Genomic DNA, 14,565 nt, shown 5'->3' on the forward strand with positions numbered 1-14,565 from the left:
CCCGCCACCAAGTGGAAAGGCCCAGCATCTGAGGGATAGATTGCACGTCTATCGCTCATAAAGGCCGTATTTTGTGAGCGATAGCATGATCTTTCTGCTCAGGCCCCCTGATACACCGGATTGCATCTGACGTCCGCCACGATTTTCGCGACCTTCGGATTTGCATCAATCTGCCATCGATACGCAGACCGTGCTTTCGTCTTGAGCTCCAATGCCCATCTTGAACTGTATCTCATTTGCGATACATTGAGCCATGCACAGGAGGACCGATCATGCCTGCCCACACATCTATGCTTCACGTCCGAGTCGACGATCAGCTCAAGACTCAGGCTGCGGACGCTCTTGCTGGCGTCGGGCTGACGCTCTCTGACGCCGTTCGCATCCTGCTTACGAGGGTTGCGGCCGAGGGCGGGCTGCCCGCCGGGCTTGCTGCCAATCCCGATGCTTATGACGCCTGGTTTCGAGCCAAGGTTCAGGAAGCTATTTCCGATGAACGGCCAAACGCCTCGCATGATGAGGTCATGTCAGGCGCGCGAGCAGTGATCGACGGGAAATCCCGTGCCAGGACTTGAGTGGAAAGCGACCGCCGTCGAAGACTTGATGGCGATTGTCGACTACATCTCGGATGACAACCCCTCAGTTGCTCTGTCGCTAATGGATGAGATCCACGCCTAGGTCACTCAACTGACCGCGTACCCGAAGCGTTGTCGCCCGGGTCGAGTGCCTGGAACGCGCGAACTGATCGTTCGGCCCAACTACATCGTAGTGTATGCCAGCAGTGGCCCTGAGGGCCTTTTGGAGCGGACTCCATGTACTTCGGAATGGGGTTCGTCGCTATTGACCAGTCTTCCATGACGCAGGCCGGCCTATGCCGCTGTCGCGATCGGTTTGTATAGGACGTCCTGAACTTCACCATCGAACCACGCTGGCTGCAGATCGCCATTATTCCACTGGTAGAGATAGCCCACCAGCTTGCCGGTTTTCTTGCAGAGGATGTGCATGATCGGTTCACCGGTGAGGCGGGGAATTCTGGTCAATTTGCGCTCCTGAATCCAGGACCTCGTTACGCTCGAACATGGAGGCCAATTAAATGATTTCGGCCTGTTAATGGCGCGTTTCTGCATGTGCAATATGAATCGGAATGCGTCAGCGGAATTCCACTAGCCGATTGCAAGGTGTCCTTTTGGATAGGTGGTTTACTGCACTGTATTCTCTTGCGGCGATGCAGCACGCGCAGCAATTTCTTCCAAGATTTTGTCGATCTCGCCCCATATGCGTGGTTCCACCTGGCCGCGGATCAGGGCCCATTTACTCAAGACGTCGAGGGGGTCGTGGTCCCGGAGGAGGACACTCAGGCTGGCGGCATCGACTGCCAGAGATGTCCGGGCCTGCCACTGTGTGTTGCGAGTGCGTCGCTCCTCCGCGACTGGGGCGAAGACCGGCGACAGTTGCCAGCCTTTGACTGCACGGCGCAGGGCGGCACGCACGACATGTGCTGGCTCAACACCACAAGTCTGGAGCGCTGCTTCCTGTCGTTCGAGTGCGTTGACCCTGATGTCGATCTTCCGGGTCGGGCTCAAAGCGCGCGCCGATACGGGAGCTCTCAGGCTGGTATGCGGGTCAGAGCTTTCCGCGGTGACTTGGTGTGGCGCCACGGCACCTTTCGGCACAAGCTCTGACTCGTGCCGATCAGCGTCAACGTCAGCGGCTGGGGTCCCTGTCTTTGTTGCTGTGACCTGTGCCTCATCTTCCTTCCCGGAAACCTCGCGGTCACCCTGTTGCAGGGTGGCGGCGTAGGCAGGGTCGGGCCTGGTGATGGTCGGGATCTTCTTGCGCAATCGACTGTCCTCACGCCGCAAGAATGTTGTTGAGGATGTCCGTCGCCTCCTCGAGCGCCTCGACGACATGACGTACATGTGGACGCATCAGAGGGTTTGGATCAGATTGCTTTTCCAGCGCCAAGGCGTGGAGAAGCCCCTTCTGATCCATCTCCTTGTAAGTGTTTCGTCGCATCATGACGATCTCGATCACTGGAAACCGTGTGAGCGCTTCTTCAATCAGGGCGGCGTCAGCGCGGGTCGTTTTCGGGTCGACCATGTTCAGAACGACGTGATGACGCGGGAGGCTGGTGGGGTCGTCAACACGGGATTTCAGCTTCTCATACCAATCAGCCGTCTGTGCGCCGACATCGAAATCAGACGTCGACAGCATGACGGGCGTCACGATGTGGTCCGCAAGCACCGCGATGCCGTCTGACCATTCGGCACCGACCCCTGCGGTATCGATGAAGATGAAGTCTGCTGTGCCTGCCATGTAGACCTGATCGATCTGATCCTCGACATCCGCCACGCTTTCGACGGTGGTCGAGTAGAGAAGCGGCGAACTCAGCCCACCGGCTTGCGCCCGAGTATGCCAGGCCCCGAGTACTCTCGTGCTGTCCGTGTCGATCAACATCACTCTGCGTCCGGCGGCGATCGCGGCGCTGATCAAGGCGCGCGAAAGCGTCGTTTTTCCACTGCCCCCTTTCCGGGCCATCGCTGCGATCACCACAAGATTTTCGTTCGGCATTCTGACTCTCCACAAAAATAGTGATATGCAACGATAATGCTAAAATGTCGCTAAACGCATGAGGCGGAGGGGTCAAGCAAAAGTCGGGATGCGACCCGCGTCTGGCATGCTGCGGGCGGCGTTGTGCGATGACCGTGCGACGTCTGCCGTAGCACCTTCAGCATTCGTCGCGGGGCACCACACACCCTCCAAATGTCGGGATGCGCTTGGCGATGTGCTGCGGACGGACTGCAGGTGACGGATAGCGCGCTCCAGACGACGGGAGGCAGCCTCGCGTATGTCGTTCTGCGGGTGACGCGAGACGGTTGGCACGCGGCAAAACCCGTCTTGCGGGGTGCAAGAGACGGGGCGCAAAAGATGCGATGCGCGATGCGGAGACCGCATCGCGTGGTGCAATGAGCGCGAAGCGCGATCCATTTGACAAAGGACGGGAAATCGCCCCTGCAGGACAATTTTCTACATTGAGTACAAGCCCTTATGGCCGACTCCACTTGCGTTGGGAGTCGGCGGGCTTGTACGAAGTTGGCAAGAAATAGGAACGTTAACTTCAAAATGCCCCGCCGTCGCAGACTGTCAGAGATCGAGCGATCGACCATCGCCCAGGAGCGCCGGAACGGCGTCTCCGCGGTGTCATTGGCCGCGCGCTACGATGTCAGCCTGAAGACGATCTACAACGTGGTGAACCACTGGGGTGAGCGTCAGACAGCGAACGACAGCCGGTCGCGGGTTGTGGGGATCCGGGTCTCGGAAGAGGACTTGCGCCGGTTCGACGCGGCGCTGTCGCGACGCGGGATCGCGCATCGCTCGGATGCCATGCGCCGTCTGATGCTGGCGGCCGAAGGTGTCTTCCTGCCCGACGACGAGTTGTGCGACGAGTTGCGCAGCCTCGGCGCCGCGCTCAACCGGGTCGGCAACAACGTGAACCAGATCGCGCGACGTCTGAACGAGGCCAAGGTGCGGGGTGAGAGACTGTCTTACCCGGCCTCAAGTCACCGTGACGTCCGCGCCCTTGCGGGTCTGGTCTTCGATCTGGCCGACCAGGTCCAGGAGATGTCGCGGGCGCGTCGCAGCGTGCTGGACCTTGAGATCAGCTCTGCCCTGGCGGGCCTCGCCGAGAGGGATGAGAATGGCGCGCAGTGACCGGGTCCGTGGCATCGACCCGGCGCTCTTTGACCGCGGCTGGAGCCGGGTTTCGGGATCCTGGCAGGGGCTTTCCAAGGGCGCGCAGATGGTTCGGGCCGCACGCGGCTATTCGCCAGCGATCTTCAAGGCTATCTCGAAAGGGGGCTGCCACACCGGGGCGCAGCTACGGGCGCAGCTCACATATCTCACGACGAAGTCGACCCATATCCTCGACAGCCGCGGCACCCATGACGGGAAGAAGCAGCTTTCGGAAGCCGAGATCAACCGAGTGGCGCGGCGGTTCGAGAACCAGTGGAACGAGCGCTACAGCCCCAAGCTTGGCCATACGTCGCATCTGCTGATGGCATTCCCGGTTGGGACCAGGGGTGAAGAGGTGCGCGATATCACCCAGGCGGTCTGCGAGAAGTTCTTTCAAGGTGAGGGGTCGCAATTCGACTATATTGCTGCAATACACCAAGATCGCGCACATCCACATGCGCATATCGTTCTGAACCGCCGCAGCAAGGATGGCGAAATGTTCTTTCTCGGGAAGGATCATCACTTCAACTACGACGCCTTTCGCGAGGGGATGGTCGAAGCGGCTAGGGGACATGGGATCCGCCTTGAGGCGACGCGTCGTCTGGATCGCGGCGTCACGACCTACCGCGCCGAGATCGATGAAATCTACAAGGCCCGCGACGAAGGTCGTCCCCCAGTCGAGCGCCAGAGAACCGGCGCTGACCTGGCGGCCGCTCTGGAAACTGTCCGACAGAATGCCATGATCTATCGCGGGCTCGCGGCGGAGGCGTCACGCTCGAATTTCGAAGACGTGGCCGAGGCACTTGAGAGGGCCAGCACCATCCTTGTCAGTGGCGGTCAGATTCAATCTGACGGAGCCATTTACATGTCCCAAGACGACACAGCATTCGACACGCTGATCACCGAGTTTTCTCAGAACATTCGCCAGATCGAGGCGGCGATCGACAGGGCGCCGGCGGCCGAGAGGCCGGTGATCGAGCGCAAGCTGACCGACGTGCTGGCCTCGGTCGCGCATTTGAACCCGCTCGGGGATCGCTCCGCCGCCCTGATCGATGCCCCGTCCCGGGACGGCATTTATGCAAAGCCAAACGCCAGTGAAGATTACCTCGCGCGTCTTGACGGTGGAGAGGTGGCACCAAAGCTTGCCGAGGCGTTGCAAGGCACGGGCATCGGCGCCGGGGCAGTGGCCGCGCGTCTGCGGGAAGGGGCTGGCAATGCCGCATTGGAAACCCAGTGGCTGGCACAGGACCTACAGGCGATTGCCAAAGAAGGGGGACTCGATCTGGAGAAACCTGCGGAGAGGGAAGAAGCGCTCGACCGGCTGGAAGCCGTTCATGTTCGGTTGGGCGATGTGCTGACCGACGTACGCGTCCTTCGCGCGCCAACCGAGATCGACGAGGTGGACAACGCTGAGCCAGCGCTTGGTGAGCAGTTGACGACACCTGGGAGGGATCTCGCGCAAGACGGGTCCGACATTTTTGCCCCATCGGAGCGGCAGGCGTTCAGAGCGCTGGTGGCGCAGTTCCGCCGGACGGATTTCGATCATCCGTTCTCCGACGACCCCTCTGTGCGGCGGACGGGCGCCGTGGAGGTGGAAGAAGCCCGCGCCGCGTTCGACGTCTACGCGCAGAAATCGCCGCAACATGCTGAACTGGCCTCGATGGCCTGGGACCAGATGACCGACAGTCGAAAGCCGCCGCAATATGCGGTATCGGAGCAGGACCGCACGCTGCATGCTGGCGACATGGACCTCGCCTTGCGGGATCCCTCGGATCATCTCGGTCCGATCACCGAAGAGTTCCGCACCTTCGCCCGCTATCGCACGGAGATGCCGGATGATGAATTCGGGCGGGCCGTTAGGGGCGAAATCAACCACCTTCGTTCGCTCGGCGCGTCGCGTGCCTATATCAGCGAGCGCAGTTTCGAGATCGAGGACCAGGCGCGACAAGACTTCGCCGAGCGCCGGTATATGGAAGAGACCGCCCCAACCGTCATGGCCTTTGTGCGAAACGCCGAAGGCGTGGCCCCGCTCTCTGAGGCGGAGCGGCACGACATCGTCCGTCAAGTGAACGAACGGCTCAGCCCAGATGCAATCGACGCGCTGCGGGCCGGCAACGCAGACGTCCTCGACAAGTTCACCGAAGATCCGCTGCGCCAGCTGGAACTTGCCAAGACCTATCTCCAGAGCAGCGAGGTGACCGCGCACGGCCCGACGATGGAGCGCGTTCTCGATGCATTGGCGGAAGAACAGATAGAGGCGCAGCGCGCGCGCCACGCCGCGGCACATGGTGAGAAGGGGATCACCCATGGATAAAGGCAAGATTGCCTTCGGAGTGTTGAGCCTCGTACTCGTCGGTCTCGCCATGGGCTATGTCGTGGCGACCGGCTTTGTCATGTTCCGCTATGGGCTTTCTCCCTCGCGTTTCGACGTCACCCTGCTTGCCCGCGAATATCGGGGTCTGTCTCAGTCTGCACCGAAGGAGGTCGTGTCTCGGAGATGGTGGAAATTTGAAGGCGGCGTAATCTCCGGGTGAACCAACACCCACCTAACCGGCGGCAGCAACCGCCAGGGAGATCACGCCATGAACCAGATTACTGATACTTCGAGCTTTGCGCTACTGGCCCATGAGGCCGGGTTCGACCCGATCGAGGAGCGGTTGCGGATGAACATCCGCGCGACCATCGAGGCTGTGTTCGAGGAGGAACTGGCCGACTTTCTCGGCCGCCTGCGCTACAGCCGGGGCACCGGCGCGACGAAAGGCTATCGCCACGGACACCGGGAACGGCAGCTGACCGGCACTTTCGGGACCGAGACGGTGCGGGTGCCGCGCGCCCGGATTGAGGACGAAACGGGAAGGCTGACGGAATGGCGGTCGAAGGCGCTGCCCCGATACCAGCGCTTGACCAAGAAGGCCGAGGCCTTGATCGCCGCGGTCTATCTCTCCGGCACCAACACCCGGCGCGTCAAGCGAGCGTTGTTCGGGCTGTTCGAGGGCGCTGTGAGCAAGGACGTGGTCAGCCGGGCCTGGCGCAAGGTGGAGACGGACTGGGATGCGTGGTGCGCCCGCAGCCTCGCCGATGAGGACATCGTCCGGCTCATTCTCGATGGTACCGTGATCAAGACCCGCATCGATAAGAAGGCGACGAACATCTCAGTGCTGGCCGCCATCGGTGTGCGCCGCGACGGTCAGAAGGTGCTGCTTTCCATCAAGAATATGGGCGGGGAGAGCACCGCCGCGTGGCGCCAGTTCCTCGACGATCTTGATGCCCGCGGCCTGAAACGGCCCGAATTCGTGATTGTCGATGGCGCCCCGGGGCTGGAGGCTGCGCTCGTGGGGTTGTGGGGCGATGATCTGCCGATCCAGCGCTGCACGGTTCACAAGCACCGTAACCTTCTGGCCCATGCCCCGAAGCACATCCACGACGAGCTGACCGAAGACTACCGGGACATGATCTATGCCGACACCGCAGTCGAGATCGAGAAAAGGCGCAGGGCATTTCTCCGCAAGTGGCGCCTGAAGTGCAGGGCCGTCGCCGATAGCCTGGAGGAGGCTGGCGACCGGCTCTTCACCTTCGCCCGCCTTGATCCCTCGCAATGGAAATCCGCCCGTACCACCAACGCCATCGAGCGCCTCAACGAGGAGTTCCGTCGCCGTATCAAGACACAGACCGTGTTGCCCTGCGCCAAGACCGTGCCGATGCTCCTCTGGGCTCTGCTGGCCTCAGGCCAGATCCAGATGCGCAAGGTCGACGGCTGGGAGACCCTCTCTAAGCCTCTCGAACCCATGCCCCTTGACCTCGCAGCCTAAAACATCGATCCATCACATGCCCGGAGCGCGCCGCTAGGGAATTTCCACAGCATTCGCGACACGACCCCGAAGGACTTCCTCTGGGTGAACCTCATCCTTGGCGGCTTCGGCCTGGCATCGCTGATGCTGAGTGTCACGCTTCTGGGGGATGCATTGACCCGCTTCGGGACGACGCATTGGCAGACCCGCGGTGAGATGAAGAGGAACGGTTTCTTTGCCAAACCCGGTGGCGGCTTCCTTCTGGGCAAGCTCGGCTCCCCGAAGTCCAAGCGCCCGTTCCTTGTCTCAAAAACCTTCCCCCACGCACTGATTGTGGCGCCTACAGGCCGCGGCAAGGGCGTGGGATTTGTGATCCCGAACCTGCTGACCTACAAGGGCTCGGCCGTGGTGCTCGACGTGAAAGGCGAGAACTTCCGCGAGACCTCGCGCTTCCGCGCCAGCATGGGGGACAAGGTTTTCCGCTTCGCGCCGACCGACTGGGACCGACCGACACATCGCTACAACCCGCTGGCGCGCATCGCGGCCATGACCAACCCCGACCGGCAGCAGATGGAGCTGAAGCTCACCGCCAAGCTCTTCCTGCAGACCGACAATGAAAAGCTGAGCGGGCTTTTGGCCGGGGGTATCGACCTCTTCGTGGCGGCCGGCCTTCTGGCCTTCGAGCGCGGCGTGCCGACCATCGGCGAGATCTATCGCATCACAGCCTCGGGGGGCGACAAGCAGAAGGAATACCTGAAGCGTTCACAGGAGGTGAAGAACAAGTCGGCCAAACTGATCTTCGAACGTATGGCATCGACCAACAACGACACCCTCACTTCCTACCTCTCCCTCCTGATGACATCGGGCCTCGACACTTGGGACAACCGCGCGATCGATGCGGCCACCGCGACATCTGACTTCTCGTTCCGGGATATCCGGCGGCGGCCGCACGCGATCTACCTCGTGGTCGAATCCGAGATGATCCGCCCACTGGCTCCGTTGATCCGTCTCTTTTTCTCGGACCTGATCGCCTCGCTGCAGGCGCAGGAACCTGGTGATGACGAGCCTTGGCCGGTGATGATCATGCTCGACGAGTTCGACAGGCTCGGGAAAATGCCGATCGTCGCCGAGAGCATCAAGACGCTGCGTTCTTTCGGCGGCAACCTCGCCATCGTGACCCAGACGATCCCCGCGCTGGACGAGATCTATGGTGAAAACACCCGCAGGTCGCTGCAGGGCGGCGCCGGGGTAAAGCTCTACCTCACCCCGTCTGAGCAGAAGACCATCGAGGAATTGAGCCAGGCTGTCGGCAAGACCACCAAGCGTGTGGTGACCCGCTCCCGTGCTGTCGGGCGCAATCCGTTCGAAGGGCGCAGCGTCTCGGAGCGAACAGAAGATACCCCACTCCTGACAGAGGATGAGGCCCGGCGCATGGACCTTGACGAGGTCATCCTTGTGATCGACGCGCAGATGCCGATCCGCGCGAGAAGGGTGAAGTATTTCGAGGACCCGGCGCTCAAGGTGCTGCACGCGGGCCAGTCGGGGAGTTTCCCGTATCCGGACGAGGACGGTCTTCGGCGGGATCGACAGATGTCCGAGACTCGGGAAACGGTGGAGAGGCTGAAGCAAGAACTGCAGGAAGTGCGGGCGGCTGCAGGCGCAAATGGTTCTGGGGTAGCGACCTCACCGGCAACGGCGGAGATGCCCGCATCGAATACGCAGAGTTCCACGCCTTCGCGGCCAAATCGTGCGCGGGGTCGAGCAGCTCGCGCGGGAGCTAGTGGAGTTGGGCCAGTGCAGTTGTCATTTGATCCGGTGGGGCTGGGGCTCAAGGAGCCGGATAGGGCCGCGCTGGCGGCGGCAGTTCAAACGACGCGAACGATCATTGAGGCACATGTATGATTGATGGTCGCCGCGTTTCTGAGGTGTTTTGCTGGCTTCCAGAGACTTGCACACGGATCGCACATCGGCATCATCTATCCGCCCCACGTCGTTGCGAAGTTGGCCCGATCCTCCATCGACAATCCGAAATTGGTTCTTGCTTCACTGCTTCATGTCAATTGCAGTTTGGGCAATGAAAGTAAGGGCTTGGGTGCAGCTTTCCGGGAAGGGATCACCCTTCGGACTCGCGAAATGCCATTCGGGAACTGGAGACGGGTCAAAGGTATGGGTTGCCGTTTTCTCACGTGCAATCCAGGCGTTGGCCCAGGCAATCTGCATCTGCTCGGCCAGCAGTTCGGCCCGTTTTACCTGGTCGCGCAGGAACTCCTTGGTCTCATGCGGCATATCGGAGCGTGGCGGTTTCATGGCCCGGCGAATATGGCGCAGGGGCAGCACCGTCGTTTCGCGCCAGCCTTGCATTTTGCGGCGCAGATCGCCCGCTTGCGTCTCGGAAAGAGACATGCCGAGTTGCGACCATGCGTAAAGCACGACCACAAGCTCCACGATGTCGGCATTCAGTTGATCCTGCAGGGTAAGGCACGCCTCGGCCACGCCGGGACGCCTGTAGAAATCCAAAGCAAAAGCCCAGGCGGGGTTTTCCAGATCGAGGGCGTCCAGCTCATCCATTTCAGCCGCCCGACTGGTCTTGCATCTCGGTCTTGAGACCTTGCCAGCGGTTCATCCCGCCCATGTCGATGCCAAAGAGGTCGAGCGCGCGCCCGACGCTGTAATCCACCATTTCCTCCAGCGATGCGGGCTTGGTGTAGAAGGCAGGCACCGGCGGCATGATGATCGCCCCCATTTCGGTGATCGCGGTCATGGTGCGCAAATGCCCCAGATGCAGAGGCGTTTCGCGCAGCATCAGCACCAGGCGGCGGCGTTCCTTGAGCACGACATCGGCGGCGCGGCTGATCAGGGTGTCGGTGGTCCCGGCGGCAATCTCGGACATCGTGCGCACCGAACAGGGCGCAATCAGCATGCCGAGCGTCTGGAACGACCCGCTGGAGATCGTGGCCCCGATGTCGCGGGTGTTATGGACGACGCTTGCCCTCGCCTCCAGTTCGGCGGGGCGCATGTCCAGCTCCTGCGCCAGGGTCAGATGCGCGGACTTCGTCACCACCAGATGCGTTTCCACGCCGAGACGGCCCAGATGCTCGAGCGCGCGGACGCCATAGATTGCGCCCGAGGCCCCGCTGATCCCGATGATGATGCGCGGCGGATGATCGCTCACGGGTTTCATTTGGTATCGAACCAGTCTGCCAGATCAATATCCTTGGCCATGCGGATGGTCTTGCGCAGGAATTCATCCTCGCGGCCCCAGGGCTTGGTGGCATCGACCAAAAGGCGGCCCCAATGGTCCTTGTCCTCATCGCGGTAGAAGGAGGGCGTTTCGGGGATGATCATCATGTCCTTGTCCGGGCGGCAGCGGGTCAACGTGGCCCACATCACATCATCCATATCATAGATGTCCACATCGGCATCGACGACCGTGATGACCTTGGCCCAGATCGGCTCCGCGCCGATAGTGGCCAGCATGACCTGGCGCGCATGACCTTCGAATTGCGGATCAATCTGGACGATCGCGTGGTTGACGAAGGGCTGGCAGGTGACGTTCAGAATCCCTGGCAAGGCGGCGCTGAGGCGCTGGAAGATATTGGCGGAAACCGACAATTCCAGCGTCAGCACCTCCTCCTCGGAGCCGCACAGGATGCTGTGGAAGAGCGCATCGGGGCGCACATTGACGCCCAGAACCTCGAACACGGCATTGGGGCCTTCAGGAACGTAATAGCCCATGAATTCCCCGAACGGCCCTTCGGGCCGGCGTTCATTGGGCAGGAAGCGGCCTTCGATGACGATCTCGGTCTCGGCGGGCACTTCCAGGTCGATATGCTTGCATTTGCGCATCGGCATCGGCTCACCCTTGAGGCGGGCGGCGACCTCCAGTTCATCGGCGTCATAGGCCAAGGGCGCGGCTGCGGTCAGGAAGGAGGTGGCCGGCGCGCCGATCAGCATCGCGGCCTCCAGGTATTCGCCCTTTGCCTCGGCCTTCTCGTGGTAGATCGTCAGATGGTGGCGCGGGGCCAGACGGCAGCGCAATTCCTCATCATTGATATACATGCTGCGGTGATAGGACAGGTTGCCGACACCGGTATCGGGGTCATTGGCGATAAACATGGCCGAGGTAAAATACGCCCCGCCATCGCGGTCCGAATACGTGATCAGCGGCAGGTCCGACATCTTCACGTCGATCCGCTCCTCCTCTTCCGCCTTGACGAAAGGCGCATCGACGCCCTGCCCCAGATTGGCCAGATTGCTCCACTGTCGGCAAAAGTCATCCGCGTCGATGCCGATCACCTCGGCCAGACGTTCGCGCGAGCCGTAGACGTTGGTGACAACCGGGAATTTCGTGCCTTTCACATTGGTGAACAGGATCGGCTTGCCCCATTTTTTCATGGCGACATGCGTGACGGCGGCCAATTCATGGAACGGGTCAACTTCCTTGTCGACAACCATCAGGTCACCGCGGGCGCGCAGGCGTTCGACAAATTCTCTCATGGCTATCTCCTTGACGGGTTCGACCTGCGCGACGGGGGCGTCATCACAGATGCATTGCTTGTGGCTTCATGGGCACTGGAGAGGCGATAACGGTCCCCAGGATATAGAAATCGGCTCCGGGTCACCGGTGTGTCGCCCTGCCAGGTCTGGCGGTTGATCAGCAGGCAGGGATGCGCGGCGTCGATCTGCAACAGGTGCTGCGCCTCGTCATCGGGACGAACGGCGCGGATCGTGTTGTCGACAAAGGTGACCTTGGTTTCGCGCAAGAGATAGGCATGGGTCGTGATGCGGGTGAAATCCTGCGCGATGTAGTCAGGGGCCAGTCCGGCATTGATGAACCGATCCTCGATCTGGATCGGGGTGCGGTCCTCCATATGCAGGATGCGCGAATAATAGACCGTGCCGCCACCAACCGGCAGCAGATTGCTGCGCGGATCGTCGGGCTCCAGCGCGCAGAGGGTGACGATCTCGCTGGTATGCACGCCGCCGTTGTTCTCGATCTCTTCCGAGACATCCTCGATCCCGAACACGGCACATTGCATCCGGGGGCCGACCACGAACGTGCCGCGCCCGCGCACGCGGACCAGCACGCCCTCCGATTGAAGCTCGCGCAGGGCGCGGCGAACGGTTAGATGCGAGACGTTGAATTCCTCGGACAGCGCCTCTTCGCTTGGAACCTTGAAATCGGCATGCCAGTCGCGGCTTTCGATTCGGTCCTCGATGGCGGATTTGACCTGGCTGTAAAGCGGCTTTGATTCTGTGCTCACTGTTTGGCCCCTATAATAATATCATTAGCAGACTGATGCTTCAGCAAAAATTCCATGTCCACGCGAAGAAACTGTAGCCTCTTACAGGTTAGCACCCAAAAAACGTCGTTGACAAGTCGTACAACAATATCATTAGCTATCGAAAGAGATGTCAATAAGTCGATTGATTGATCGCAACACACCGGAAACCGGCATCAAGCCGTGGGATCCGGGCCAAGTTTGAAAGGTAGAAGATGACCGAAGCCGGAGGCCTTACAAAGCTTCAGATGTATATTGGCGGCGAGTGGGTCGCACCTTCGGGAGGTGACTATATCGAAACGGTCAACCCGTTCACCGCTGAGCCCTGGGCCCTGGTGCCGCGCGGCAATGCCGAAGATGCGGACCGCGCGATCCTGGCCGCGGATGAGGCGTTTCGCAACGGCCCTTGGGGGCGGATGCACGCATCGGACCGGGGCGCGATCATCCACCGGCTTGGCACCTTGATAGAAAAACACGCCGACGAACTGGCCGAGATCGAGGTGCGCGACAATGGCCGCCTACTGGCCGAGATGCGCCACCAGATCGCCTATGTCGCGAAGTGGTATTACTATTACGCCGGGCTGGCCGACAAGATCGAGGGCACTGTCCATCCCTGCGACAAGCCCGCGCTGAGCTATTCCCGGCATGAACCCCTTGGCGTCTGCGTTGGCATCGTGCCCTGGAACGCGCCTTTGCTGCTGTTTTCGCTCAAGGCAGCGCCCGCGCTGGCAGCGGGAAACACGATTGTCATGAAACCGGCCGAAACCACCTCTGCCACCGCGCTCAAGCTGATGGAACTGGTCGAGGAGGCCGGGTTCCCGCCCGGCGTCGTCAATGTCGTGACCGGCTATGGCAAGGAGGTGGGCGAGCCGCTGGCCACCCATCCCAAGACCCGGCATATCGGCTTTACCGGCTCCACCGCGACCGGCGCGCATCTGGGCATGCTTGCGGCGCGCGATGTCAAGCGGGTCAGCCTGGAACTGGGCGGCAAATCCCCCAATATCGTCTTTGCCGATGCGGATCTGGACAATGCCGTGCGCGGCGTCGTGGGTGGCATTTTCGGGGCTACCGGCCAGACCTGCATCGCAGGCTCGCGCCTGTTGGTGCAGCGCCAGGTGCATGACGAATTTGTCGAAAAGCTGGCCGCGTTCACCAGGGCCGCGCGCGTCGGCGACCCCTGCCACCCCAAGACTCAGATCGGCCCGATGGCCAACCAGATGCAATATCAGCGGGTGCTGGATTATATCGAGGTTGCCAAGGGCGAAGGGGCCAAGCTTGCCCTGGGCGGCAAGCATCCCGAGCTTGAGGAATGCGCCAGCGGCTTTTTCATTGAACCCACCATCTTCACCGGCGTCACCAATGATATGCGGATCGCCCGCGAAGAGGTGTTCGGGCCGGTCCTGTCAACGATCGCCTTCGATGACGCCGAAGAGGCCATCGCCATCGCCAATGACAGCGAGTTTGGCCTGGCTGCCGGGGTCTGGACCTCGGATATGCGCCTGGCGCTGAAGATGTCGGAGCAGCTGGAGGCGGGAAGCGTCTGGATCAACACCTACCGCGACATTTCCTACACCACCCCCTTTGGCGGCTACAAGAAAAGCGGCCTTGGCCGGGAAAACGGCGTCGAGGGTATCCGCGAATATCTGCAGACCAAGGCGGTCTGGATCTCGACCGCCGAGGAGATCGCCAACCCGTTCGTTATCGGGTGAACCACGGGCGGGGCGGCGCATGCTGCGCGCCGCTCCGCGAGACCGACTTTATCGGCC

Annotated in this window: 13 protein-coding genes and 1 pseudogene; 7 read left to right on the forward strand and 7 right to left on the reverse strand. The window is 61.3% G+C overall.

Features of this window, described 5'->3' with window-relative positions; all coding sequences use genetic code 11:
* Nucleotides 1-272: 272 nt before the first annotated feature.
* The gene (relB, locus tag IF204_RS17305; RefSeq protein WP_194098430.1) at nucleotides 273-572 is read left to right on the forward strand and encodes a type II toxin-antitoxin system RelB family antitoxin; all 300 of its coding nucleotides are present in this window, start codon (nucleotides 273-275) and stop codon (nucleotides 570-572) included.
* Nucleotides 573-866: 294 nt separating this feature from the next.
* Here the strand turns inward: relB and IF204_RS17315 are convergent, their stop codons facing one another.
* The 3 genes from IF204_RS17315 to IF204_RS17325 all read right to left on the reverse strand — a co-directional run bounded on the left by IF204_RS17315 (nucleotide 867) and on the right by IF204_RS17325 (nucleotide 2,568).
* Complete coding sequence (locus tag IF204_RS17315; RefSeq protein WP_194098514.1) at nucleotides 867-1,037, reverse strand: hypothetical protein; 171 nt, start codon at nucleotides 1,035-1,037, stop codon at nucleotides 867-869.
* Nucleotides 1,038-1,196: 159 nt separating this feature from the next.
* Nucleotides 1,197-1,838, reverse strand: a complete 642-nt coding sequence (locus IF204_RS17320) for a hypothetical protein (RefSeq protein WP_194098431.1) — start codon at nucleotides 1,836-1,838, stop codon at nucleotides 1,197-1,199.
* Between the two features lie 10 nt (nucleotides 1,839-1,848).
* Nucleotides 1,849-2,568 carry a nucleotide-binding protein gene (locus tag IF204_RS17325; RefSeq protein WP_194098432.1) on the reverse strand — a complete coding sequence of 240 codons (720 nt, stop codon included), beginning with the start codon at nucleotides 2,566-2,568 and terminating at the stop codon, nucleotides 1,849-1,851.
* Nucleotides 2,569-3,120: 552 nt separating this feature from the next.
* Here IF204_RS17325 and mobC point away from each other — a divergent pair.
* The 5 genes and pseudogenes from mobC to IF204_RS17350 form a co-directional block, all read left to right on the forward strand.
* The gene (gene mobC, locus IF204_RS17330) at nucleotides 3,121-3,708 is read left to right on the forward strand and encodes a plasmid mobilization relaxosome protein MobC (RefSeq protein WP_194098433.1); all 588 of its coding nucleotides are present in this window, start codon (nucleotides 3,121-3,123) and stop codon (nucleotides 3,706-3,708) included.
* Nucleotides 3,695-6,043: a relaxase/mobilization nuclease domain-containing protein gene (locus IF204_RS17335; RefSeq protein ID WP_194098434.1), complete on the forward strand. Its 2,349-nt coding sequence runs from the start codon at nucleotides 3,695-3,697 to the stop codon at nucleotides 6,041-6,043. Before mobC ends, IF204_RS17335 begins: the two co-directional genes overlap by 14 nt.
* On the forward strand, nucleotides 6,036-6,263 hold the full coding sequence (locus IF204_RS17340) for a hypothetical protein (protein ID WP_194098435.1): 228 nt from the start codon (nucleotides 6,036-6,038) through the stop codon (nucleotides 6,261-6,263). Before IF204_RS17335 ends, IF204_RS17340 begins: the two co-directional genes overlap by 8 nt.
* A 48-nt stretch (nucleotides 6,264-6,311) precedes the next feature.
* Nucleotides 6,312-7,538 (forward strand): IS256 family transposase, encoded by a 1,227-nt coding sequence (locus tag IF204_RS17345; RefSeq protein ID WP_194098436.1) that lies wholly within the window; start codon nucleotides 6,312-6,314, stop codon nucleotides 7,536-7,538.
* Between the two features lie 63 nt (nucleotides 7,539-7,601).
* Nucleotides 7,602-9,419, forward strand: a pseudogene (locus IF204_RS17350) (type IV secretory system conjugative DNA transfer family protein); the annotation flags it as partial.
* Nucleotides 9,420-9,560: 141 nt separating this feature from the next.
* Here IF204_RS17350 and IF204_RS17355 read toward each other — a convergent pair.
* From IF204_RS17355 to IF204_RS17370, 4 genes are read right to left on the reverse strand one after another with little or no spacing between them, the layout of a single operon-like run.
* Nucleotides 9,561-10,085 carry a TIGR02444 family protein gene (locus tag IF204_RS17355; protein WP_194098437.1) on the reverse strand — a complete coding sequence of 175 codons (525 nt, stop codon included), beginning with the start codon at nucleotides 10,083-10,085 and terminating at the stop codon, nucleotides 9,561-9,563.
* A gap of 1 nt (nucleotide 10,086) precedes the next feature.
* Nucleotides 10,087-10,698, reverse strand: coding sequence for a UbiX family flavin prenyltransferase (locus tag IF204_RS17360; protein ID WP_194098438.1), 612 nt, complete (start codon nucleotides 10,696-10,698; stop codon nucleotides 10,087-10,089).
* A complete protein-coding gene (locus IF204_RS17365; protein WP_194098439.1) occupies nucleotides 10,695-12,014 on the reverse strand; it encodes a UbiD family decarboxylase in 1,320 nt (439 codons plus the stop codon). Before IF204_RS17365 ends, IF204_RS17360 begins: the two co-directional genes overlap by 4 nt.
* A gap of 2 nt (nucleotides 12,015-12,016) precedes the next feature.
* Nucleotides 12,017-12,781, reverse strand: a complete 765-nt coding sequence (locus IF204_RS17370) for a UTRA domain-containing protein (protein ID WP_194098440.1) — start codon at nucleotides 12,779-12,781, stop codon at nucleotides 12,017-12,019.
* 233 nt (nucleotides 12,782-13,014) lie between these two features.
* Here IF204_RS17370 and IF204_RS17375 point away from each other — a divergent pair, with 233 nt between their 5' ends.
* Nucleotides 13,015-14,508 (forward strand): aldehyde dehydrogenase, encoded by a 1,494-nt coding sequence (locus IF204_RS17375; RefSeq protein WP_228069587.1) that lies wholly within the window; start codon nucleotides 13,015-13,017, stop codon nucleotides 14,506-14,508.
* The last annotated feature ends 57 nt before the right edge of the window (nucleotides 14,509-14,565 follow it).

The sequence above is a fragment of the Marivivens aquimaris genome, assembly GCF_015220045.1.
In the GTDB taxonomy this organism is placed as follows: domain Bacteria; phylum Pseudomonadota; class Alphaproteobacteria; order Rhodobacterales; family Rhodobacteraceae; genus Marivivens; species Marivivens aquimaris.

Bases quoted from the DNA above. Each gene is read 5' to 3' on its own strand.
- IF204_RS17345 (WP_194098436.1), top strand. From the start codon at position 6,312: ATGAACCAGATTACTGATACTTCGAGCTTTGCGCTACTGGCCCATGAG.
- IF204_RS17365 (WP_194098439.1), bottom strand. From the start codon at position 12,014: ATGAGAGAATTTGTCGAACGCCTGCGCGCCCGCGGTGACCTGATGGTT.
- IF204_RS17335 (WP_194098434.1), top strand. From the start codon at position 3,695: ATGGCGCGCAGTGACCGGGTCCGTGGCATCGACCCGGCGCTCTTTGAC.
- IF204_RS17325 (WP_194098432.1), bottom strand. From the start codon at position 2,568: ATGCCGAACGAAAATCTTGTGGTGATCGCAGCGATGGCCCGGAAAGGG.
- relB (WP_194098430.1), top strand. From the start codon at position 273: ATGCCTGCCCACACATCTATGCTTCACGTCCGAGTCGACGATCAGCTC.
- IF204_RS17375 (WP_228069587.1), top strand. From the start codon at position 13,015: ATGACCGAAGCCGGAGGCCTTACAAAGCTTCAGATGTATATTGGCGGC.
- IF204_RS17355 (WP_194098437.1), bottom strand. From the start codon at position 10,085: ATGGATGAGCTGGACGCCCTCGATCTGGAAAACCCCGCCTGGGCTTTT.
- mobC (WP_194098433.1), top strand. From the start codon at position 3,121: ATGCCCCGCCGTCGCAGACTGTCAGAGATCGAGCGATCGACCATCGCC.
- IF204_RS17360 (WP_194098438.1), bottom strand. From the start codon at position 10,698: ATGAAACCCGTGAGCGATCATCCGCCGCGCATCATCATCGGGATCAGC.
- IF204_RS17340 (WP_194098435.1), top strand. From the start codon at position 6,036: ATGGATAAAGGCAAGATTGCCTTCGGAGTGTTGAGCCTCGTACTCGTC.